Here is a 21,477-nt window from a genome sequence, read left to right as displayed (position 1 = left end):
CTGTTCCTCCCAATTGCCGCTGGCCTTTCCGGCCATGCGCGTTGATCCGGACCCGTCAGGCGGTGGGCAGGGCGTGAATCCAGGGGCGCTGCGCCCGGTCGCGCGCCTCGAACGCCGCCATGGCGGCGTCGTGGCGCAGGCTGGCCCCGATCTCGTCGAGCCCCTCCAGAAGCGCCTGCCGCCGCGCCGCCTCCATCGTGAAGGGAAACTCCCGCCCATCCGGGGCGGTGACGCGGCTGGCCTCGATGTCCACCGTCGTGGTGGCGGCCGGCGTTGCCTGCGCACAAGCGACGAGATGGGCGAGCGCCGCCTCGTCCAGAGTCACCGCGGCCAGACCGTTCTTCTGGCAATTCTCGTGGAAGATGCTGGCGAAGCTCGGCGCGATCACGCAGCGGATGCCGAAGTCCATCAGGCTCCACACCGCGTGCTCGCGCGACGAGCCGCAGCCGAAATTCTCACCGGCCAGCAGGATCTTGGCCTCCCGCCAGGGCGCCTGGTTCAGGACGAAGTCCGGCCGTTCCCGGCCGTCGTCGTCGAACCGCCATTCGGAGAAGAGGCCGGCGCCCAGCCCGCTGCGGTGGATGGTCAGCAGATGCGCCTTGGGGATGATCGCGTCGGTGTCGACGTTGGCCCGCGGCAGCGGTGCTGCGATCCCGGTGATGCGGTCGATCGGTTCCGGCATGTCAGGCGCTCCCCTCCAGGCTGCGGACATCGACGATGCGGCCGGCCACGGCCGCCGCCGCCGCGGTGGCCGGGCTGGCAAGATGGGTGCGCGCCCCCGGCCCCTGGCGACCTTCGAAGTTGCGGTTCGAGGTGGCGACGCAGCGCTTGCCCGGCGGCACCCGGTCGGCGTTCATTCCGGCGCACATGGAACAGCCCGGCTCCCGCCATTCAAAGCCGGCGGCGGTGAACACGCGGTCCAGCCCCTCCGCCTCGGCCTGCCGGCGCACCTGGCCCGAGCCCGGCACGACCAGCGCGCGCAAGCCGGCGGCGACCCGACGGCCCTTCAAAACGGCGGCGGCGGCCCGCAGATCCTCGATGCGGCTGTTGGTGCAGGAGCCGATGAAGACCATGTCCACCGGCAGGTCGCGGATCGGCGTTCCCGGCTCCAGACCGATGTAGTCCAACGCCCGGCGCATCGCCTGCCGGCGCTTGGGGTCGGCCTCGCGCTCCGGATCGGGAATGGTCTCGCCGACGCCGATGCAGTCCTGCGGGCTGGTGCCCCAGGACACCTGCGGCGTGAGGCTGGAGACGTCCAGTTCGATCTCGGCGTCGAAACGGGCGCCGGGATCGCTCGCCAGGGCGCACCACGCCTCAACCGCCTGTTCCCACAGGTCGCCCGACGGGGCGAAGGGCCGCCCCTGGAGATAGGCGAAGGTCACCTCGTCCGGGGCGATCAGGCCGAAGCGCGCGCCCAGCTCCACCGACATGTTGCAGACGGTCATCCGCTCTTCCATGGAAAGCGCGCGGATGGCCGGACCGGCGTATTCGACGCCGTAGCCGGTCGCCCCGGCGGTGCCGATGGTGGCGATCAGCTTGAGCACCATGTCCTTGGCCGACACGCCCGCCGGGCGGGTGCCGCTGAAGGTGATGCGCATGGTCGGCGGGCGGCGCAGGATGGCGGTCTGCGTCGCCATGACATGCTCGACCTCCGACGTGCCGATGCCCCAGGCCATGGCGCCCAGGGCGCCGACCGTGCTGGTGTGGCTGTCGCCGCAGACCAGGGTGGCGCCCGGCAGGGCGATCCCCAGCTCCGGCGCGATCACATGCACGATGCCCTGGCGCACGTCGCCCAGGTCGAACAGAGCGACGCCGGTGGATTCGGCGTTGGCGCGCAGGGCGCGGATCATCTCCGGCCCGCCGGGCACCGTGTCGTCGGTGCGGCCGTTCTCGGTGGAGACGATGTGGTCCGCCGTCGCGAAGGTCAGGTCGGGGCGGCGCAACCGGCGCCCGGCGGCGGCCAGCCCGGCGTAGGCCTGCGGGCTGGTGACCTCGTGCAGCATATGGCGGTCGATGTGGAGCAGCACCCGCCCGTCGCCCAGATCGGCGACGACGTGCTGATCCCAGATCTTGTCGATGATGGAACGCGGCGTGGTCATGGCGTTGCCTCCCGTCATTCGGCCCGTCATTCGGCGGCCCGGTAGGCCTGTTCCCGCTCGTAATAGTCGGGGAAGCCGACAAGGGACTTCAGCGCCTCGAAATCGGCCTGGGCCACGTGGCCCTCCCGCCCGTCCGCCACCGCGGCCAGGGCGGTGCGCATGGCGTCGATGGCCGCCGACATCAGGGTCAGCGGATAGGCGGCGAGCTTGAAGCCCAGCGCCTCCAACTCGCGCGGCGGCAGAATCGGCGTCTGGCCGCCGCGCACCATGTTCGCCATGGCCGGCCGGTCGATCCCGGCGCAGAAGGCGGCCATTTCCGTCTCGTTGTGCGGAGCCTCCATGAAGATGATGTCGGCGCCCTCCTCCACGAAATCCTGGCAGCGCTCCAGCGCCGCGTCGAAGCCGTGCGTGGCGCGCGCGTCGGTCCGCGCCAGGATCAGGATGTCGTCGGAACCCGACCGCGCGGCGTCGACGGCGGCGCGGATCTTCATGCGCGCCTCGGCCCGCCCGACGACCTGCTTGCCCTTGGTGTGGCCACAGCGCTTGGGGCTGACCTGATCCTCGATCAGGACGGCGGCGGCCCCGGCGCGGGCGTAGTCGCGCACGGTGCGCTGCACGTTCATGGCGTTGCCGTAGCCGGTGTCGCCGTCGCCGATCACCAGCAGGCCGGGGGCCGCCTGACAGACGTTGCGGAGCTGGTCGAGCATCTCGGCGAAGGAAATCAGCCCGGTGTCGGGCATCCCCAACCGGGTGGCCGAGACGGCGAAGCCGCTCATCAGGCTGACGCGGAAACCGGCCTGCTCGATCAGCCGCGCCGACAGCGCGTCGAAGCAGCAGGGCATCAGGTGAAGGCCGGGAGCCTCCAGCGCCGTTTTCAGGCGTTGTGCGGGTGTCGTCACCGGTTGTATCCCTCCCTTGTCGCCGCTTCCGCTGTTGGCTTCCGCTAGAGCGCACCGGAACCGGGCGTTTAATTTGTTGTGCCTACGAACATAGTGCGTCATTGTATACAACGCAACCCGAAAAATCGGATTGCCGGACAGAAGGGCAAGGGAGGTCAGCATGTCGGACAGCGCCGGGGCTCTGGCACCCCAATGGGACAACGGCTTCAGCGGCGGCTCCAACCGCGCCGCCGACCGCGCCTATCGCTTCATCCGGGAAGGCATCCTGGCCAGCCGCTGGCCGCCGGGTGCCCATCTGCGCGAACAGGAACTGGCCGAGCTGACCGGAGTCAGCCGCACCCCGGTGCGCGAGGCGCTGCGCCGGCTGTCCGCCGACGGGCTGCTGCAGCTCGTCCCCAATCTGGGCGCCAAGGTGAATGCCTGGACGATCCAGGACCTCGACGAGATTTTCGGGCTGCGCGCGACGCTGGAAAGCCAAGTGGCCGGCCTCGCCGCCAGCCGCGCCGAGCCCCAGCATCTGACGGAGCTGGGGGCGCTGTGCGACGCGATGGAGGCGGTGGTGGGGGACGGCGACGCGGTGGATTTCTCGCGCATCACGCCGTTGAACGACCGCTTCCACAGCCTGCTGATCGACATCGCCGGGGATCGGCGCCTGGGCCAGATGATCCGGCAGGTGGTGGAGATGCCGCTGGTTCTGCGGACCTTCGCCCGCTACAGCCGGCGCGACCTCGCCCGCAGCATGAACCACCACCGCGAGATCGTCGAAGCCCTGACCGCCGGTGATGGGGAATGGGCGTCGTCGGTGATGCGCGCGCATGTACGCGCCGGGCGGGCCGTCTTCACGGTCCCAAAACCCGAGTGAGCTTCATTGTATACAACGACGGCGCGCCGATACGGGCAGGTGGATCGCCCATCGGCGCAGCACAAAGGTCCCGGCGCCCTGAGAGGACGCCGGGACGAAGTCTAGGACGCTGCTGCTAAGAGCCGGTCAGGCGACCAGGAAGCCGGCGCCGACCGGATCGTTGCGGTCGATGACCCAGCGGGCGGTGCCGAGGATGCTGGCCGTGCCCTTGACGGTCGGGCGCACGGCGCGCACGCCGTTCAGGCGGGTCTCGCCGAGCAGGCTGCCCTCGAAGGTACCGGTGCCGAGCAGGCCCTCGGAACGAATGGTGTCGCCGATCGCCATCTTCCCGCGCGCCTCGAACATCGCCATCATCGCGCTGGTGCCGGTGCCGCCCGGCGAGCGGTCGAGCTGGCCGGCGCTGAAGACGTGGACGTTCTTGTAGAAGGCGCCCTCGATGGTCGGCTCGTGCCAGAAGGTCACGAAGTTGAAGTTGTTGATGTGCGCCGAGGCCGGGTGCTGGATCGCCACCTTCTGGCGGAGCTGCTCGCGCGCCAGGATGCCGTAATGCGACAGGGCGGTGCCGTTCTCCGGCCCGATGCGCAGCGACGTGCCGGTCAGGTCGATGATGCCGAAGTAGTTGCCGCCCCACACGATGTCGGCCTTCAGCGGGCCGATCTCCGGCAGCTCGAACTCGACGTCCTGCGCGGCGACGTAGGCCGGGACGTTCTCGAACTTGGTCCACAGCACCCGGTCGCCCTCATGGGCCACCTCGGCGACGACGAGGCCGGCGGTGGTCTCGAAGCGGATGATGGTGCGGCCGTTCTCGCCGCGGCGGACGAGGCCGTTGGCGACCATCGCCATGGCGACGGCGATCGTGCCGTGGCCGCACATGTGCGAATACTGGGTGCCGTCGATGTAGATCAGGCCGGCGTCGTAGTCCGGGCCGGACGGCGGGGTCAGGAAGACGCCGAACATGTCCTTGTGGCCGCGCGGCTCGCGCATCAGGGCTTCGCGCAGCCAGTCGTAATGGGTCTCCAGGAACTGGCGCTTCTCCAGGATGCTGGAACCGGCCGGATAGGGGATGCCGCTGTGGATGATGCAGAGCGGCTCGCCCTCGGTGTGGGTGTACAGGACATCGAATGCGTCTTGCATGCGCATGGAAGGACCCTTTCGTGGATCGGATTCAGTGTTGGATCGGGGGATGAAGCGGGGGGTGTCGGGACCGGTCAGCGCCGGTCCGACAGAAGGTGCAGCCCGACGGTGAGGTCGAGGATGATGATCGCCAGAGCCGCCACGCCGATGGTGATGGAGGACACCGCGGCGATGACCGGGTCGATCGTGTACTGGACGTAGTTGAAGAGCTTGACCGGGATGGTCGTCATCTCCGCCGTGGTGTTGAAGATGCTCAGCTCGACGTTGATCCAGGAGGAAATGAAGGCGAAGATCGCGCCGCTCGCCAAGCCACTGCGGATCTGCGGCAGCGTGACGAGGAAGAAGGTCTCCATCGGGCGGGCGCCCAGGTCGGCGGAGGCCTCCTCCAGCGCCCGCTGCTCCGGCGTCAGCTGCGGCAGGACGGAGCGCAGGACGAAGGGCATGATGATGACGATGTGCCCGACCAGCAGCGCCGTGAAGCTGCGCATCAGGCCCAGCGCCGCGCAATATTGCAGCAGGGCGGCGCCCAGCACGACGTGCGGCAGGACCAGCGGCGACATCAGCAGCGACAGCAGGAACTTCTTGCCCGGAAACTCGCAGCGGGCGATGGCCAGCGCCGCCGGAACGCCGAGCAGCAGGGCCGCCGCCGTGGCGACCAGGGCCAGCAGGGTGCTGGTGCCGAAGGCCGCCAGATAGGAGGTGTCGCCGAGCATCCGCCCGTACCAGTCGAGGGTCAGCCCCTGCGGCGGGAAGGCGAGGTAGCTGGTGGCGGTGAAGGAGGAGCCGACGATGACCAGGAGCGGCAGGATCAGGTAGGCCATGACCGACCAGGACACCACCCGCAGAAGAAGCCGGGCAATCATTGGGCTTTCCTCCCCGTTGCGCTGGCCCCGGCGTTGCCGATCCAGCCGGCCAGACCGACCAGGACCAGCGTCATGACCAGCAGCGTCATGCTGAGCGCGCCGCCGTAGTTCACGTCGAAGACCGTGCTGTACTGCTGGAAGATCAGCATGGGGAAGACCGTGATCTTGCCGCCGCTCAGCAGGGCCGGCGTGACGTAGGCACTGACCGCCAGGGTGAAGACCATGATGATCCCCGACATCAGCCCCGGCAGGCAGAGCGGAAAGGTGACCGTCCGGAAGGTGTCAAAGGGCGTGGCGCCGAGGTCGGAGGAGGCATCCTCCAGCGCCGGGTCCACCGCGGCCAGCGCGTTGCCGACAGCCAGCACGATGAAGGGCAGCAGGATGTAGACCAGCCCGATCACGATGCCCAGTTCGGTGCCGAGGAAGCGCATCGGGCGGTCCAGGATGCCCACCCCGACCAGCGCGTCGTTGACGAGGCCGTTGCGTCCCAGCAGCACCATCCAGCCGAAGGAGCGGACGATGTTGCTGGTGAACAGCGGCAGCACCAGCAGAATGACGCAGGTCCGCCGCAACGCCCGCGACTTGACCACCCGCACCAGATAATAGGCCAGCGGGTAGCCGAGCAGCGCGCAGGCCACCGTGGTCAGCCCGGCGATGCGGAAGGTCGCCGCCAGCACGTCCCAGTGATACTGGTCGAACAGCACCCGCGCGTAGTTGCCGAGGGACGGCACGCCGCCCGCCATCAGGCTGGACGACACGACCACGATCATCGGGACGGCGAAGAAGGCCACGAAGAAGGCGACCGGGGCCGCCAGCAGGGGCAAGGCTCGGTTCATGGCGGCGCTCATGGTCGTGCTCATGGTCCGGACCGGTGCGGGGCCGGCTCGGCGACGATGTGGACATGCCCCGGATGGAAGCCGACGAAGACCGGCGCCCCCGGTTTCAGCCCCTCCCCTGCCATGCCCAGCCGGCGGCTGGCCAGCAGATGCTCGCCGACGCGCACCGTCACCACGGTCTGCCCGCCGGTGTCGATGACGTCCTCGACGAAGCCCTGGTCGGTGATCAGGCCCGGCGCCTCCGGCTGCTTCAGCAGCTCGACATGCTCGGGCCGCAGCACCGCGGTGTAGCGCTGCCGCGTGTCGGCGCCGAGATGAGGCAGCAGCGCCGATCCCACCGATAGCCGCACCCCGGCGTCGCCCTCCGCCGTTCCCGGCAGCAGGTTGGCCTCGCCGATGAAGTCGGCGACGAAGCGGCTGGCCGGGCGGGTGTAGATGGCCCGCCCGTCGCCCACCTGCTCGATCACCCCGCGGTTCATGACGACGATGCGGTTCGCCATGCTCATCGCCTCCTCCTGGTCGTGGGTCACGAACACGAAGGCGATACCGAGCTTCTCCTGAAGGTGCTTCAGCTCGATCTGCATCCGCTTGCGCAGCTTCAGGTCGAGCGCGCTCAGCGGCTCGTCGAGCAGGAGGAGCTTCGGGCGGTTGACAAAGGCCCGCGCCAGGGCGACGCGCTGCTGCTGGCCGCCCGACAGCTCCCGCGGGTAGCGGCCCGCCGCGGAGTCCAGCCCAACCAGTTCCAGCGCCTCGCGAGCGCGCTCCAGCGCCTCGCCCCGCGCCACCCCGTGACGGCGCGGCCCGTAGGCCACGTTGTCGAGGATGCTCAGATGCGGGAACAGGGCGTAATGCTGGAACACCGTGTTCAGCGGGCGCCGGTGCGGCGGCAGCCGCGTCACGTCCTCCCCGCCGATCCGGATGGTCCCGGAATCGGGGGAGAGGAAGCCGGCGATGCAGCGCAGCAGGGTCGTCTTGCCGCAGCCGCTCGGCCCCAGCAGGGCGACGAACTCGCCATGGGCCACATCCAGCGACACGTCCCTCAGCGCATGGTATGTGCCGAAATGCTTGTCGATGGAGCGGATGGAGAGCAGGGCGTCGGGCTTGGGCGTCGCGGACATGGAGGGGCTCCCCGGCTGGCTGCGGTTCACTGGCGGGCGAGTTCGCGGTTCCAGGCGTCGGTGATCGCCGCGCGGTCCCGGTTGATGTCCGCCCAGTTGAAGAGCTTGAGGTTCTTGACCGACCCGCCGACGCCCCAGGGCAGCTTGCGCTCGACGTCCGGCGACACCGACACGTTCTGCACCGCCGGGCCGAGATAGAGCTTCTCCGCCAGACAGGCCGACGCTTCCGGGGTCAGCGCGGTGTCGATGAAGCGCTGGGCATCGGCCTTGTGCGGGGCGTTCTTGACCAGATGCAGGCGGGCGTCGGTGGCCCAGACGCCTTCCTTCGGAACGACGAAGCCGATGGGCAGGCCCTTGTCGGCCAGATCCCAGGCGCCGACGTTGAAATGCGCGCCGATGATCGCCTCGCCGCTCTGGTAGGCGTTGCTCGCCGCCCCCGAGCTGTCGAAGTAGAGCGCGGTCTTCAGCGTCTTAAGCTTTTCGAAGGTCTTGGACAGGTCGCCCGGCGGGTTGCCCCACATGCGGTTCAGGAACATGACGAAGGGCACGCCGGAGGAGTTGGCCGGCGACGGGATCGTCACCGTGTCCGCGAACTCCGGCTTCCACAGGTCGTTCCACGAGGTCGGCGGGGTCTTGATCTCCTTGGTGTTGTAGGTCAGGCCCAGTGAGTAGTAGCCGGAACCGGCGGCGAAGATCGACCCGTCCGCCTTGTAGATCGCCTCCGGCAACGCCTTCGCCAGGTTCGGCACGCCCGTCGGGTCGATGGCCTCCAGCACGCCCGCCGCCTGCGCCATCTCGCTGATGCCGCCGTCCATGTAGGCGACGTCGAGCGTCGGCGCGTCCTTCTGCTGCTGCAGCTTGGCGAAGGTCACGGTCGAGGTGCCGATCTCCGGCACGACGCGGACGCCGGTCGCCTTGGTGAAGGGCTCCGCGACGCAGGTGCGGAAGGCCTCGCCCCAGTTGCCGCCGTACCAGGCGACGCGGATTTCGCCCTGGGCCGCGGCCGGCAGGGCGTACAGGGACACCCCGGCCGCCAGGACGGCGGTCAGGGCGGCGAGGCGGGAAGCGTTGCGGGTGGCGGCGCGCGTATGGGTCATGACCGGTTCCTTCGTGGTGTCGGTCCAGCGGGCGTCAGAGCCGTGGTTCGTTCGAAAGCTAATTGTTCCGACGTATTTTCCGATAGAAGAATGCTGCCGAATCCTTGAATATTTCCGACATGCCGGACGCCCCCGACCGCGACGCCCCGTCCCCCGCCGATCCCCGGTTGCGCATCGGCTTCGTGCTGCTCGACCAGTTCACGCTGACCGCCTTCTCCGGGTTGATCGACGCGCTCCGGCTCGCCGCCGACCCCGGGGGGCGCAGCCGGCAGATCGACGCGAGCTGGACGGTGATGAGCGTCGGCGGGCAGCCGCGCCAGTCGAGCTGCGGCGTGCTGGTGACGCCCAACAGCGACCTGCTCACCCCCGCGCCCTTCGATTACGTCGCGGTGTGCGGCGGCAACGATTACCGGAACGAGGTGCCGGGGCCGGTCACCGCCTATCTGCGCGCGGTGGCGGCGCAGCGGGTGCGGCTTCTCGGCATCTGCACGGGCACCTTCGCCATCGCGCGCGCAGGCCTCGTCGGGACGCGCCGCGTCTGCGTCCATTGGAACGTGCTGGACACCTTCCGCGAGCGTTTCCCGGCTGCCAACGCCTCGGTGGACCATCTCTTCATCGACGAGGGCGACCTGATCACCTGCGCCGGATCGACGGCGGCCATCGACCTCGGCCTCTATCTCGTCGGGCGGCACTGCGGCGGGCAGAAGGCACGGCAGGCCGTCCGCCACATGATGCTCCAGGACATCCGCCCCGGCGCGCTGCCGCAGGCGCATTTTTACGCGAACCTCGACGGCGTGACCGACGCCCGCGTCCGACAGGCGACGCATTTCATCGAACAGCGGCTCGACTCCCCGCCCTCCGTCGAAGCCATCGCCCGCTACGTCGGGGTCAGCGCCCGGCAGCTCGAACGGTCCTTCCAGGCGGCGCTGGGCATCTCGCCGTCGGCCTTCCAACGCCGGCTGCGGCTGGATTACGGCCGCTGGCTGCTGGAGCACACGCGCCGGACGATCACCGAGATCGCCTTCGACTGCGGCTTCGCCGACGCCGCCCATTTCTCGCGCGACTTCAAGACCCAGTTCGGCGAGATGCCCAGCCGGGCGCGCAAGGGCAAGGGCGCGGCGGAAAGCTCCCCTTCTCCCGTGGAAGAGACGCCGCCCCTCTGACGCGGGGGAGCCAACCAGGACACACCCGATCAGGACGCCGCCCGCCCGGCCTGCGCCGACGCCGAATTAGCCACTTGCAAAATCATGCAGTAAGCGCTAACTTAGTTTCGGTAAGACGCTGCGCTCAGCCACGACGCGGCGCGACTTGATGAAGGAGAATGTGTATGGCCATTGCTGCTGAAAATATCGCGCTCGGCGTCTGCGACGTGACCTTTGCGACGCTCGACCTGGGCGCCACCAAGGGCGGCGTCGAGGTGGCGATCGAAACCTCGACCTACGAGGTGACCGCCGACCAGACCGGCGAGACGCCGATCAAGGAGGTCATCACCGGCACCACGGTCACCGTCACGGTGCCGATGCTGGAAACCAACCTGACCAAGCTGCTCAAGGTCATGCCGCAGGCCGTCGGCATCGGCGCGGCGGGTTCGGAGGTCGGCGTCGAGATCCGTTCGGGCGTCAACACCGACCTGCTCGAAGCCGCCGGCGAGCTGAAGCTGCACCCGACCGGCCTGCCGGCGTCCGACACCACTCAGGATTTCCTGGCCTTCAAGGCGGCGCCGGTGCCGAAGTTCGCCGTCCGCTACGCGACCGGCGAGGAGCGGGTCTACGAGGTGACCTTCAAATGTTACCCGGACACCACCGCCAACAACAAGATCGCGGTCTTCGGCAAGCCGACCGCGGCCTGACGATCCGGCGCCCGGCTTTTTGCCGGGCGTCCAACCCGCGCCCTTCCCAATCCATTCCTTCCGAGGAAAGCCGTTCCCCATGACCGACATTCTCAACCTCGACGCCCTCAAGGTCACCCGTCTGGTCGTCCTCGACGGCCGGGAGCGCACGCTGCGCTCGATGACCGTGGAGCAATTCATCGAGGCCGACGATTTCGACGCCAGGCTCGCCAACGCCACGGGCAAGGAGAAGCTGACGCTGCTGATCGGCAAGCTGCTGGAGTTCCTCGACGGCACCACCCACGCCGATCTGCTCAAGCTCGACATGACGCAGCTGATGGCGCTGCTGGCCTTCGCCCGCGGCTCCGACCTGTCCAAGCTGACCGACGCTGGCGAGGACGCGGACGGGGGCGCGGTGGGAAACGCGCTGGCCGGGCCGAAGTAGTCCAACTCGATTTTGGATTCTACTTCGCTCGGGTGATGCGTTTCTACGGCATGAGCTTCGCCGCCGTGCGCCGGATGCCCATCCGGGCCTTCTGGCTGCTGAACGACATGATCGACCGGGTCCGCGCCGAAGAGGTTCTGGAGATCCTGCCGGCGCATAGCGTCGCGATGGGCGGCGAGCATGTGAAGCGGATCGTCAAAGGTCTGCACAGCCGCCTCGGCCGCCCGCAGATTGTGGAGAAGGTGACGATGTCCGACGAGGACATCAGGAAGGCCCGGCGCCTTTTCGGTGCGCACGGAACTGAGTAAGCGCGTACTTACTGGAAGGATTCGTCATGGCTTCGAACGCCAACACTCTGACCGTCGGGCTCGATTTCGACACCGCGTCTTTCACCAGGGACCTCAGGGCAGCGACCGCGGCCATGACAAAATTCCAGAAGGCCGCCAGCCGGACGGACGCGCTGCTGTCCAGCCTGGCGCAGGGCTTCTCCAGCGTCGGGGATATGGCCAACCGGATGGTCAAGGCCAGCGGGAAGACGACCGACCTGAAGCGCAAGTTGGCGGCCGTCACCGGCTCGGCCAACGAGATGAACAGGGCTCTTCACGCCGGCGCGGCACGCGCTGGAAACTACGGCAAGACCGTCGACGACCTGCGCGGAGCGGCGCTGCGCACGGGGTCGGGTCTCGACGCGCTGACGAAGTCGTACGCCGCGGTCACTTCGGCCGCCAGCTCGGCCAGCATCGCCGTGGAGGACGTGCGCCGGGCGATCGAAGGCACGATCGGGACCGGCCAGCGCATGGGCGCCAGCAACGGAGACAAGCAACGCGTCTTCAGCGCCATCCGTCAAGTGGTCGGCAAGAACACGCCGCAAATAATGAAGACTGCGGCCGGTCCGATCGGCAAGGCCAACACCACCACGTTCGGCGCGGCCCCGGCGGCGGGCGGCGCCCCGGCGGCGGGCGGCGCCCCGGCTCTCGCGTCGCCCGGCAAGGACAAGCCGGGCGCGGTCGGTGGCCAAGGGAATGCGGGCTCCGCCACCGCTGGGCAGCCCGCCGCGAACGGGTCGTCTCCGTTGGGTCAGGACGATCCCGCGTATCTTAAAAGCCAGACCCTTCAGAACAAGCAGATGGTTGGGGTGCTGAACACCAATCAATGGCGCAATGACAAGTTCGAATTCCAAAAATCAAGCGTCGATCTTGAGATGGCCCGGCTCTACTACGAATACAGCCTGGGCGCCGAGCAGCGCCTGCAGCTCATCCGCGCCGACGGGATCAAAAATTTCACGGAGAAATTTTCTGGCTTGATCACCGGTGTGCTGAGCGGACAAACGGGCATCGTCACGGGCGTACGCTCGATGTTCGCGAGCATGGGCAAGTACATGCTTGATTTCTTCGCCAAGTGGGCTTCCCAGAAGCTCGTGATGAAGGCGATCGACACCGTCGGCGAGCTTTTCGGCTTCGACCTCGGCCCCGGCGCGGGGAATGCCAAAGGCTCCGCGTCAGGTCCCGCCCCCGGGAGCGCCGGCCCCGGTGCATCGGGCGGCGTGCTTGGCCAAGCCAACCCGGGTGGAGCGGGCGGTCCGACCGGCGCGGGCTCCGCCCCCGCTGGGCAGTCCGCCGCGAACGGCACGTCTCCGTTGGGCAAGGACGATCCCGCGTATCTTCAAAGCCAGACCCTTCAGAACAAGCAGATGTTCAGTGTGTTGAACACCGATCAATGGCGCAACGATAAATACCAATTCCAGAAATCGGCCGTCGATCTTGAATTGAGCAAGATCTACTATGATTACAGCCTGGACGCCGAGCAACGCCTGCAGCTCCTCCGCGCCGAAGGAGCAAAAAGTTTCACCACGCAATTCTCCGGCGTCATCACCGGCGTTCTGAGTGGGCAGATGACCCTCATCGAGGGCGCGCGCTCGATGTTCGCAAGCATGACCACGTTTATGATCGACTTCTTTGCCAAGTGGATTTCCCAGCAACTGCTGATGAAGGCGATCACCGGCATTGGAAAGGTGTTCGGCTTCGGAGCCGGCAGCGGGGACATCTTCGGTGGCACGACGATGGTTTCGGCAATGCCGAACTCGGCCAGTGACTTTGGCGCCATGTCAGTCACCGAGCTATCGAATTCGATCGTTCGACATAACGGCGGCATCGCCGATAGCACTGGCCCGACCCGCTTGGTGCCGAGCGGCCTATTTTTCGGCGCGCCGAAGCTCCACTCCGGCGGCTTGCTGCGCGGCGAGGTGCCGATCATCGCCAAGCGTGGCGAGGGCGTCTTCACCCCGGAGCAAATGGACAACGCTGACGGCCTTTTAACGTCAGCGCTTACTTCTGGAAACACGTCACCATCCATTCATCAGGAGGTCACCGTGAACGTGAGCGGTGGAGCCGGCACGAGCGAACAGAACACCGATCTGGCCGACAAGATCGGCCGGCAGGTGAAGGCGGAACTGCGCGGCCTGATGACCGAGGAGATGCGCCAGCAAATGCGTCCCGGCGGTCTGCTGCGGGGAGGCTACTGACATGGCGTTCCCCATCTTCGCCCCGGCCATCCCGCCGAGCCCCGGCACGGAAATCGCTCCGGAGGTCAAGGTGCTCGCCGCCGATTTCGGCGACGGCTACCGCCAGCGCGCCGCGGATGGCCTGAACAATGTCCGCGACACCTTCGCCTTCGCCTGGGAGGCCCTGCCGGCCGCCGACGCCGACGCCATCGTCGCCTTCCTCAAGGCGCGCCTCGGCGCCGAGGCGTTCCTCTACACGCCGCCCGGCGAGAGCGCGCCGCGCAAGTTCACCTGCACGAAGTGGGCGCGCAAGCGCGTGCGCTTCTCCTATCACCAGATCACCGCCACCTTCGTCGAGGTTTTCGACCTATGACCACGGCGACCACACCCCGCAGCGCCGCCCAGGCGAAGATCGCCAGCGAGGCGCAGAAGGCGGCGACCAGCCCCTACGTCGTGCTCTACCAGCTCGACGCCCGCGTCCTCGGCGGCGACGTCTACTGCTTCACGCAGTCGACCCGGGAATCGGCGCCGATCACCTACGGCGGCGTCGAGTACACCCCGATCGATCTGGAGGCCGACGGCTTCGAATGGACCGGCGCGGGCACGCTGCCGACGCCGCGCGTCCGCATCGCCAACGCCAACCGCGCGATGAGCGCGCTCGTCGGCACCTACGACGACCTGCTCGGCGCCACGCTGACGCGCATCCGCACCTTCCGGCGCTTTCTCGACGGCGAGCCCGACGCCGATCCCGGCGCCCATTTCCCACTCGACATCTACCGCGTCGAGCGCAAGGTCGCGCTGACCAAGACGCACATCGAGTGGGAACTGTCGGCGGCGATGGACCAGGAGGGCAAGATGCTCCCCGGCCGGCAGGTGCTGCGCGACGCCTGCACGCACACCTACCGGCGCTGGACCGGCGCCGGCTTCGACTACTCCCAGGCCACCTGCCCCTACACCGGCTCCGCCTGTTTCAAGGCCAGCGGCGATCCCACCGGCAACAGCGCCGAGGATGACTGCGGGCGCAAGGATTCCGACTGCAAGAAGCGCTTCGGCGAGACCGCGGTGCTGCCCACGCGCGCCTTCCCCGGCGTCGCCCGAGTGAGGATCTGATCCCATGTTCACGCCCGATGCCGTCGCGGCCATGCAGGCCCACGCCATCGCCGCCTTCCCCGAGGAAAGCTGCGGCATGGTGGTCGACAACGCATACATGCCGCTCGTCAACACGCACCCCGACCCGACCCGCCACTTCCACATCGCCGACGCCGATTACCTGACCCACGCGGACGGGCTTCAGGCGGTGGTCCATTCCCACCCGATGGGACCGCTGCACCCGTCGGGCGACGACATGCGCGGCCAACTGGCGACCGGCGTGCCGTGGGCGATCATCCCCACCGACGGCGAGGCCGCCGGCGCCCCGATCGTCTGGGGCGCCGGTGCGCCGGTGCCGCCGCTGATCGGCCGGCCGTTCGTGCACGGCGTCACCGACTGCTACGCGCTGTGCCGCGACTACTACCGCGACACCCTCGGCATCGCCGTGACCGATCAGGCGCGCGACGACGAATGGTGGGACCATGGCGAGAATCTCTACCTCGACGGCTTCCAGGAACGCGGCTTCGTCACCGTCGACCGCGCCATGATGCGCCCCGACGACGTGGTTCTGATGGCCATCCGCTCCAAGGTGCCCAACCACGCCGGCATCGTCATGCCGAACGGCCTGATCCTGCACCATCTGCAAAAACGCCTGTCGCGCCGCGAGCCGCTCGGCCCGTGGATGCGCTATGTGACGCACGTCCTGCGTCACGGGAGTGTCGCGCCATGATGCGCCGCGTCCATCTCTACGGCGCGCTGCGCAAGGAGTTCGGCAAGGGCTTCACGCTCGACGTGGACTCGGTGGCCGAAGTCGCCCGCGCGCTCGAAGCCAACTTCCCCGGCCGCTTCTTCAAGGCCTTGCGCGACGGCGCGTTCAAGCTGGTGCGCGGCGACAGGCGCAGCGGCCTGGTGCTGAACGAGCAGGAGTTGACCTTCCGGCTCGGCAGCGGTGACCTGCACATCATCCCGGTGCCGAAGGGAGCGGCGGCCAGCCAGAAATCCAAGGGCGGCGCCAAGGCGGTGATCGGCGTCGCCATCATGGCGGTGGCGATCGTCGCATCGCAAGGCGCGGCGGCACCCGGCTTGGTGGCGGCCAATGGCGCGCTGACTGCCTACGGCACCGCCGCCATGTTCGGCCTGTCGCTGGCGCTGTCCGGCGTCTCGATGATGCTCAGCCCGCAGGCCAAAATGGGCGACCTGGAGAGCGTCGAGAACCGCAAGTCATTCCTCTTCAACGGCCCGGTCAACTCCATCGAGCAGGGCGGCCCGGTGCCGCTCATCTACGGCCGCCTGCGCGTCGGGTCGACTGTCGTCTCCGCCGGCATGGCCCCGGAACAGATCATGTCCGGCGGCCCCACCGGTGGCAACGGGTCGGAGATGACCACGGTGGTGCTGGCGGGCTCGCTGTGGATCGTCACCACGACGTATCCCGACATCAGCCACTTCCATGTCGGCACGGTCCGGGGCGGCACGCTGCTTCTGGCCAACCACACGCCCGTCGCCCCCGACAGCCTGCTCACCGTCGCCCAGGTGGCGGGCGGCTTGCGCTTCATCCCCGACGACGACGAATTCACCCGCGGCGTCTTCACGATCCAGGCGGCCCGCCGGGTCGGCAACGACTACAACTTCGTCGGCGCGCTCGTCGAGACCGAGGCCGGCGGCTACACCGACCCCTGGGGAGGCTCCGGCTTCAACGGCGCCGTCGCCGATGGCGGCATCTCGGGCTCGGGCGGCGGGAAGGGCGGCGGCGGTTCGGGTGGTGCCCGCGAGGACGCCGACAGCCTGCAGTCGCGCTCGACCGCGCGCGTCGTCGACCTGATCGGCGAGGGCGAGTTGGAGGAACTGCCCGTCGGCAGGTCCAAGGGCGTCTACTTCGACGGAACGCCGCTCGAGAACGCCGACGGCACGTTGAATTTCAAGGGCGTGACCTGGGAGAGCCGGGTCGGTCTGCCGAGCCAGGACCACATCGCCGGCTTCGCCGCCGCCGAGAACGAGGTCGCCGTCTCCACCCGCGTGCGGGCCGACACGCCGGTGATCCGCACCATCACCGACACCGATGCGCTGCGCGTCACGCTGCGCTTCCCTATGATGACCCAGCAGGACGCCGACGACGGCGATCTGCACGGTTCGAAGGTGCAGATCGCCATCGACGTGCGGCCCTACGGCGGCGGCTGGCGCGAGACCATCACCGACACCATCGAGGGCAAGGCCACCGCCGCCTACGAGCGCGCCTACCGCATCGAACTTCCGGAAGGCGGCGCGCCGTGGGACGTGCGGGTGCGCCGCCTCACCCCGGACAGCACCAGCGCCACCGTCCAGAATGAGAGCTGGTGGTCGAGCTACACGCAGATCGTCGACGGCAAATACAGCTACCCGGACAGCGCGCTGATCGCGCTGACCGTCGACAGCGAGCAGTTCGGCTCGTCGATCCCGGCGCGTGCCTACGACGTCAAGGGCCTGCGCGTCAGCGTGCCCGACATCTACGATCCGGAAAACCACAGCTACGCCAACGGCGGCATCTGGCAGGGCGGCTTCAAGACGGCGTGGACCGACAACCCGGCCTGGGTGCTCTACGACCTGATCACCAACACGCGCTACGGCCTGGGCCGGGTGATCGACGCCAGCCAGATCGACAAATGGAGCCTCTACCAGATCGCGCAATACTGCGATCAACCGGTGCCCAACGGCGCCGGCGGCTGGGAGCCGCGCTTCACCTTCAACGGCATCATCCAGACCCGCGAGGACGCCTACAAGGTCATCCAGTCGATCTGTTCGGCGTTCCGCGGCATGGCCTATTGGGCGGCCGGCCAGGTCTTCGCCAGCGCCGACATGCCGGGCGACGACAGCGTGATCGTCGCGCCGGCCAACGTCCTCGACGGCGTCTTCTCCTACGCGGGAACGGCGCTGAAGGCCCGGCACACCGTCGCCAAGGTGGCGTGGAACGACCCCGCCGACGAGTACCGCGGCGCGATCGAGGTCATCGAGAACACCCGGCTGATCGAGCGCCACGGCCACCGCGAGATCGAAGTGTCGGCGTTCGGCTGCACGAGCCGCAGCCAGGCCCGCCGCCTCGGCCTGTGGATTCTCGACAGCGAGCAGCACGAGACCGAGACCGTCACCTACCGCTGCTCCTTCGACCACCTGGAGGTGACACCCGGACAGATCATCCAGGTCGCCGATCCGGCCTACGCGCTGGTGCGCCTGGGCGGGCGGGTGGCCGCGGCGACGGTGGGCCGGGTGACGCTCGACGCCCCGGTGACGCTTGAGGCCGGACACGCCTACACGCTGTCCGTGACGCTCCCCGACGGCCGCGTCCTCGACCGCGCGGTGGCCGGTGGGATCGGCGGGCACAGCGCGTTGACGCTGGTCGACCCGTTGCCGGTGGCTCCCGACGCCGGGGCGATGTGGTCGCTGTCGAGCGCCAGCCTGACCCCACGCCGCTTCCGTGTCCGCAGCATCCGCGAGTTGGAGCCCAACGTCTTCGAGGTGACGGCGCTCCTGCACGACCCGACCAAGTACGCGCGGGTCGAACAGGGCCTCAACCTGCCGGCACCGGCCTACCAGGGCGGCGTCACCCCGCTGCCAGCGCCGGCCAACCTGCGGGCGGTGGAAAGCGTCTACTGGGTCAACGGGCTGCCGCAGGCCCGCGTCTCGGTGAGCTGGACGACGAGCAACCTGCCCGAGATCGCCGGCTACCGTGCCGACGTGATGACGCCGGGCGGCCAGTGGCAGGAATGGGCGACGACGCGCGTCGGCGGCTTCGACATCGAGCCGGCGGCCGAGGGCCGCTACACCATCCGCGTCACCACGCTCGGCCACGACAACCGCCGCGCCAGCACCGAAATCGGCCTGATCGTGCGCGGCAAGGGAACGCCTCCCGGCCAGCCGACCGGGCTGGCGGCGTCCGGCGGCATCCGCCAGATCGCCCTGCGCTGGTCCAACCCGACCGACACCGATCTCGCGCACATCGAGGTGTGGGAAAGCGCGACGAACGACCTGACGACCGCGGGAAAGATCGCCGAGGTCAAGGGCAGCAACTTCATCCGCGCTGGGCTCCCCGGTCTCGCGGTGCGTTACTACTGGGTGCGCGCGGTCGATCTCGGCGGCAACATCGGCGACTTCAACTCCAACCTCGGCACCGCCGGCGAAGCCCGCCCGGCCGGCGTGGAGGACATGGCGCAGGCGGTGTGGGACCGCGTCAAGGACGACATCGTTCACAACGTCCCGGACATCGACTTCTCCTTCCTCGACACCCATGTCGAACGCCTGATCCAGCGTCAGGATTTCGCCTTCCTCGACGCCCGCGTCGAGGCGGTGATGGCGCGGTCGGGGTTCGACGGTGCGCTGGCCGAGACGCTGGCCGAGTTGGTGCGCCTCGGCTACGAACGCTTCGAGGCGTTGCAGCAGACGCGCGGCGACAGCCGCCGCCGCTTCGCCGCCGTCGACCAGCGCATCACCCAGGAGGTCTCCGACCGGCAGGCGCTCGCCGAGACGGTCACCGAGATGGGCGCCGCCTGGGAGAACAACCGAGCCATCATCACCGACCGCCTTACCGCCCAGGCCGACGACCTCGGCGCGCTCGCCGAGGAGGTGACCCTGCTCGCCGTCAAGACCGGCGAGGACATCGCGGCGGCGGTTCTGACCGAATCCCGCGCCCGCACCGACGGCGACACCGCCCTGGCCGAAAGCATCCACGACCTGACCGCAACGGTCGGCGACAACCGGGCGCTCGCCGAGGAGCGTTGGCGCACCCTCGCCGACGCCGATTCCGCCGAGGCGGCCAACCGCACCGTCCTGGAGGGCAAGGTGGACGGCAACTGGACGCGCTTCGTCGCCGAGCAGACCGCCCGCGCCGACGCCGAACAGGCGCTCGCCGAAGACATCCGGACGCTGCGCAGCGACGTCGACGGCAACGTCGCGGCGATCGGGCGCGATCTGCAGACGCTCGCGCAGACCGACGAGGTGCAGGCCAAGGACATCACGACGCTGTTCGGCCGGGTTGGAGACACTGCAGCCGCGCTGGCCGACGAGACGACGCTGCGCGTCAAGGAGGACAGCGCGCTGGCCCAGCGCGTCACCCAGCAAAAGGCGCAGCTCGACGCCGATCTCGCGTCGCTGAACACCGAGATGCGCACCTGGGTCGACGAGAGTTCCGCCGTCGCCAACGAGTTGCGCACGCTGACCTCGGAATTCGACGGCAACAAGGCGGCGGTGGCCGGGGAGATCAAGGCGGTCAGCGACAGCCTCTCGGCGACGGCCACCGACGTCCAGGCGCTCGCCACGCGGGTCGGCGACGCCGAGGCCGGCATCGCCAGCGAGAGCCGGGCGCGGGCCGATCTCGACAAGGCACTGACCGAGACGATCACCCAGCAGCGCTCGCAGATCGACAACAACATCGCCGGCCTGGAAACCTCGCTCAAGACCTGGGTCACCGCCGAGTCCACGGTAGCCCGCAGCGTCTCGACGCTGCAAACCACGGTCAACGACAACACCACCAAGATCAGCACCCAGCAGAGCAGCATCGACGGCCTGCGGGGACGCTACTCGATCACCGTGGACGCCAACGGCTACGTCTCGGGCATGGACCTGCTGGCGCGTCCGGACGGTGCGTGGACGCGATCGAGCCTAATCTTCCGTGTCGATGACTTCCTGGTCGTCAAGCCCGGCCAAACCGGGGCGGAAGCGCCCTTCGTCATCACCACAGTAAACGGCGTCCCAAAGGTCGGCATCTCATCGGCTGTCATCGGCGACGCCGTTATCAAGACGGCGAACATCGATAAACTGGCGGTCAACGGTGACAGAATTGAAGACTTAAGCACCGGCAACATGGCATGGGCCAGCGGTAATAACGACTGCACGGTCGGCATCACTACCTCTGGAAAGCCGGTCGCTCTTATAGCCTGTGGACAGAATGGAGTGTTCAATTACGCCTCAATGCGCGTTATGTGGCCGGGAAAGGGCACGTCGTTCTTCTCATCACGTAATCACGCTGGCCTCGTCACCTCCAACTCCACCCACTGGATGGTCGCTATTGAACTCCGAAAATAAAGGGTAAAGCTTGTGGAAAACGAAACCGCTCCGTTTACCCCTCCGCTGACTGGAGCTATGTTCACGCGCTACGCGGCGGACGGCAGCATCATTGGTGTCGGCGGTTGCGCTGTGAGCGACTATATGCATCAGAAACGCCCGGAGGACCATGGCATCCTGCCGGTGTCGGCGGATTTGCAGCGCGATTACGTTGACCTGTCCGGCAATGAGCCGGTGATCCGCGAGCGCCCAGCACTGCTCGGGTTCGACAAAACCCGGATCCTCGCCGACGACACCGACACGGCAACGCTGCGCGGCCTGCCGTCCCCTTGCACGGTGCTGGTCAACGGCGTCGCCCACACCGTCGACGGCGGCGAGCTGGCGCTGTCCTGCCCGCTGCCGATCCGCCTGACCGTCGTCATCGACGCGTTCCCCTATCTGCCCTTCCAGGAGGTCGTCACATGCGTCTCTCCATCCGCCTGAGCGCCGAGCAGATCGCCGAGGAGCGCCGACGGCGCTACCTCGCCGCTTGGCCGATGCACGCCCAGCTCGAAGCCCAGCACGACGCGGCCAACGGGCGCCCCGAAAAGCTGGAGCGCATGACCATCGATTTCACACGCATCAAGGCCGAATTGCCCTTCCCGGATTGAAATTTGCCGGCCCCGATGATACAGTAAGCG

General features: G+C 68.2%; 20 protein-coding genes. 12 read left to right on the top strand and 8 right to left on the bottom strand.

Going from position 1 to position 21,477, the window contains the following annotated elements; genetic code table 11:
- Positions 1-55 precede the first annotated feature (55 nt).
- From leuD to ACWPN7_RS27915, 3 genes are read right to left on the bottom strand one after another with little or no spacing between them, the layout of a single operon-like run.
- A complete protein-coding gene (gene leuD, locus ACWPN7_RS27925; protein WP_349619407.1) occupies positions 56-682 on the bottom strand; it encodes a 3-isopropylmalate dehydratase small subunit in 627 nt (208 codons plus the stop codon).
- Position 683: 1 nt separating this feature from the next.
- The gene (gene leuC, locus ACWPN7_RS27920; RefSeq protein WP_349619408.1) at positions 684-2,099 is read right to left on the bottom strand and encodes a 3-isopropylmalate dehydratase large subunit; all 1,416 of its coding nucleotides are present in this window, start codon (positions 2,097-2,099) and stop codon (positions 684-686) included.
- 26 nt (positions 2,100-2,125) lie between these two features.
- A complete protein-coding gene (locus tag ACWPN7_RS27915) occupies positions 2,126-2,998 on the bottom strand; it encodes an isocitrate lyase/PEP mutase family protein (protein ID WP_407824922.1) in 873 nt (290 codons plus the stop codon).
- Between the two features lie 160 nt (positions 2,999-3,158).
- Here ACWPN7_RS27915 and ACWPN7_RS27910 point away from each other — a divergent pair, with 160 nt between their 5' ends.
- The gene (locus tag ACWPN7_RS27910) at positions 3,159-3,860 is read left to right on the top strand and encodes a GntR family transcriptional regulator (RefSeq protein WP_456524583.1); all 702 of its coding nucleotides are present in this window, start codon (positions 3,159-3,161) and stop codon (positions 3,858-3,860) included.
- A gap of 126 nt (positions 3,861-3,986) precedes the next feature.
- Here ACWPN7_RS27910 and ACWPN7_RS27905 read toward each other — a convergent pair whose 3' ends face one another.
- The 5 genes from ACWPN7_RS27905 to ACWPN7_RS27885 form a co-directional block, all read right to left on the bottom strand.
- On the bottom strand, positions 3,987-5,000 hold the full coding sequence (locus ACWPN7_RS27905) for a proline racemase family protein (RefSeq protein ID WP_014199184.1): 1,014 nt from the start codon (positions 4,998-5,000) through the stop codon (positions 3,987-3,989).
- Positions 5,001-5,068: 68 nt separating this feature from the next.
- Positions 5,069-5,857, bottom strand: coding sequence for an ABC transporter permease (locus ACWPN7_RS27900; protein WP_035681830.1), 789 nt, complete (start codon positions 5,855-5,857; stop codon positions 5,069-5,071).
- On the bottom strand, positions 5,854-6,717 hold the full coding sequence (locus ACWPN7_RS27895; RefSeq protein WP_040137577.1) for an ABC transporter permease: 864 nt from the start codon (positions 6,715-6,717) through the stop codon (positions 5,854-5,856). The genes ACWPN7_RS27900 and ACWPN7_RS27895 overlap by 4 nt, the downstream gene beginning before the upstream one ends.
- A complete protein-coding gene (locus ACWPN7_RS27890; RefSeq protein WP_456521911.1) occupies positions 6,714-7,811 on the bottom strand; it encodes an ABC transporter ATP-binding protein in 1,098 nt (365 codons plus the stop codon). The genes ACWPN7_RS27895 and ACWPN7_RS27890 overlap by 4 nt, the downstream gene beginning before the upstream one ends.
- Positions 7,812-7,837: 26 nt before the next feature.
- Positions 7,838-8,908 (bottom strand): ABC transporter substrate-binding protein, encoded by a 1,071-nt coding sequence (locus tag ACWPN7_RS27885; RefSeq protein WP_459196324.1) that lies wholly within the window; start codon positions 8,906-8,908, stop codon positions 7,838-7,840.
- A gap of 119 nt (positions 8,909-9,027) precedes the next feature.
- Between ACWPN7_RS27885 and ACWPN7_RS27880 the strand changes: the two genes are divergently transcribed.
- The 11 genes from ACWPN7_RS27880 to ACWPN7_RS27830 all read left to right on the top strand — a co-directional run bounded on the left by ACWPN7_RS27880 (position 9,028) and on the right by ACWPN7_RS27830 (position 21,447).
- Positions 9,028-10,071, top strand: a complete 1,044-nt coding sequence (locus tag ACWPN7_RS27880) for a GlxA family transcriptional regulator (RefSeq protein WP_459196323.1) — start codon at positions 9,028-9,030, stop codon at positions 10,069-10,071.
- Positions 10,072-10,235: 164 nt separating this feature from the next.
- Entirely contained in the window at positions 10,236-10,757 is a 522-nt protein-coding gene (locus ACWPN7_RS27875; RefSeq protein WP_040137580.1) for a hypothetical protein, read from the top strand.
- A 79-nt stretch (positions 10,758-10,836) separates the two neighbouring features.
- Positions 10,837-11,181, top strand: a complete 345-nt coding sequence (locus ACWPN7_RS27870; protein ID WP_040137581.1) for a hypothetical protein — start codon at positions 10,837-10,839, stop codon at positions 11,179-11,181.
- A gap of 50 nt (positions 11,182-11,231) precedes the next feature.
- Positions 11,232-11,489: a hypothetical protein gene (locus ACWPN7_RS27865; protein WP_459196322.1), complete on the top strand. Its 258-nt coding sequence runs from the start codon at positions 11,232-11,234 to the stop codon at positions 11,487-11,489.
- A 26-nt stretch (positions 11,490-11,515) separates the two neighbouring features.
- Positions 11,516-13,702, top strand: a complete 2,187-nt coding sequence (locus ACWPN7_RS27860) for a hypothetical protein (protein ID WP_459196321.1) — start codon at positions 11,516-11,518, stop codon at positions 13,700-13,702.
- Between the two features lies 1 nt (position 13,703).
- Positions 13,704-14,054: a phage tail protein gene (locus tag ACWPN7_RS27855; protein WP_040137584.1), complete on the top strand. Its 351-nt coding sequence runs from the start codon at positions 13,704-13,706 to the stop codon at positions 14,052-14,054.
- On the top strand, positions 14,051-14,791 hold the full coding sequence (locus ACWPN7_RS27850; protein WP_051658668.1) for a phage minor tail protein L: 741 nt from the start codon (positions 14,051-14,053) through the stop codon (positions 14,789-14,791). Before ACWPN7_RS27855 ends, ACWPN7_RS27850 begins: the two co-directional genes overlap by 4 nt.
- 4 nt (positions 14,792-14,795) lie before the next feature.
- The gene (locus ACWPN7_RS27845; protein WP_459196320.1) at positions 14,796-15,500 is read left to right on the top strand and encodes a Mov34/MPN/PAD-1 family protein; all 705 of its coding nucleotides are present in this window, start codon (positions 14,796-14,798) and stop codon (positions 15,498-15,500) included.
- Entirely contained in the window at positions 15,497-20,818 is a 5,322-nt protein-coding gene (gene gpJ / locus ACWPN7_RS27840; RefSeq protein WP_492273525.1) for a TipJ family phage tail tip protein, read from the top strand. Before ACWPN7_RS27845 ends, gpJ begins: the two co-directional genes overlap by 4 nt.
- A gap of 123 nt (positions 20,819-20,941) precedes the next feature.
- Complete coding sequence (locus tag ACWPN7_RS27835) at positions 20,942-21,280, top strand: hypothetical protein (RefSeq protein ID WP_200776698.1); 339 nt, start codon at positions 20,942-20,944, stop codon at positions 21,278-21,280.
- Positions 21,259-21,447 carry a hypothetical protein gene (locus ACWPN7_RS27830; protein WP_040137587.1) on the top strand — a complete coding sequence of 63 codons (189 nt, stop codon included), beginning with the start codon at positions 21,259-21,261 and terminating at the stop codon, positions 21,445-21,447. Before ACWPN7_RS27835 ends, ACWPN7_RS27830 begins: the two co-directional genes overlap by 22 nt.
- The last annotated feature ends 30 nt before the right edge of the window (positions 21,448-21,477 follow it).

This window comes from Azospirillum sp. UENF 312511, from assembly GCF_058780635.1.
This window is presented reverse-complemented; position numbering and strand designations above follow the sequence as displayed.

Coding starts and splice junctions, on each gene's coding strand:
- leuD (WP_349619407.1), bottom strand. CDS start 682: ATGCCGGAACCGATCGACCGCATCACCGGGATCGCAGCACCGCTGCCG.
- leuC (WP_349619408.1), bottom strand. CDS start 2,099: ATGACCACGCCGCGTTCCATCATCGACAAGATCTGGGATCAGCACGTC.
- ACWPN7_RS27910 (WP_456524583.1), top strand. CDS start 3,159: ATGTCGGACAGCGCCGGGGCTCTGGCACCCCAATGGGACAACGGCTTC.
- ACWPN7_RS27905 (WP_014199184.1), bottom strand. CDS start 5,000: ATGCGCATGCAAGACGCATTCGATGTCCTGTACACCCACACCGAGGGC.
- ACWPN7_RS27900 (WP_035681830.1), bottom strand. CDS start 5,857: ATGATTGCCCGGCTTCTTCTGCGGGTGGTGTCCTGGTCGGTCATGGCC.
- ACWPN7_RS27895 (WP_040137577.1), bottom strand. CDS start 6,717: ATGAGCACGACCATGAGCGCCGCCATGAACCGAGCCTTGCCCCTGCTG.
- ACWPN7_RS27890 (WP_456521911.1), bottom strand. CDS start 7,811: ATGTCCGCGACGCCCAAGCCCGACGCCCTGCTCTCCATCCGCTCCATC.
- ACWPN7_RS27885 (WP_459196324.1), bottom strand. CDS start 8,908: ATGACCCATACGCGCGCCGCCACCCGCAACGCTTCCCGCCTCGCCGCC.
- ACWPN7_RS27880 (WP_459196323.1), top strand. CDS start 9,028: ATGCCGGACGCCCCCGACCGCGACGCCCCGTCCCCCGCCGATCCCCGG.
- ACWPN7_RS27875 (WP_040137580.1), top strand. CDS start 10,236: ATGGCCATTGCTGCTGAAAATATCGCGCTCGGCGTCTGCGACGTGACC.
- ACWPN7_RS27870 (WP_040137581.1), top strand. CDS start 10,837: ATGACCGACATTCTCAACCTCGACGCCCTCAAGGTCACCCGTCTGGTC.
- ACWPN7_RS27865 (WP_459196322.1), top strand. CDS start 11,232: ATGAGCTTCGCCGCCGTGCGCCGGATGCCCATCCGGGCCTTCTGGCTG.
- ACWPN7_RS27860 (WP_459196321.1), top strand. CDS start 11,516: ATGGCTTCGAACGCCAACACTCTGACCGTCGGGCTCGATTTCGACACC.
- ACWPN7_RS27855 (WP_040137584.1), top strand. CDS start 13,704: ATGGCGTTCCCCATCTTCGCCCCGGCCATCCCGCCGAGCCCCGGCACG.
- ACWPN7_RS27850 (WP_051658668.1), top strand. CDS start 14,051: ATGACCACGGCGACCACACCCCGCAGCGCCGCCCAGGCGAAGATCGCC.
- ACWPN7_RS27845 (WP_459196320.1), top strand. CDS start 14,796: ATGTTCACGCCCGATGCCGTCGCGGCCATGCAGGCCCACGCCATCGCC.
- gpJ (WP_492273525.1), top strand. CDS start 15,497: ATGATGCGCCGCGTCCATCTCTACGGCGCGCTGCGCAAGGAGTTCGGC.
- ACWPN7_RS27835 (WP_200776698.1), top strand. CDS start 20,942: ATGCATCAGAAACGCCCGGAGGACCATGGCATCCTGCCGGTGTCGGCG.
- ACWPN7_RS27830 (WP_040137587.1), top strand. CDS start 21,259: ATGCGTCTCTCCATCCGCCTGAGCGCCGAGCAGATCGCCGAGGAGCGC.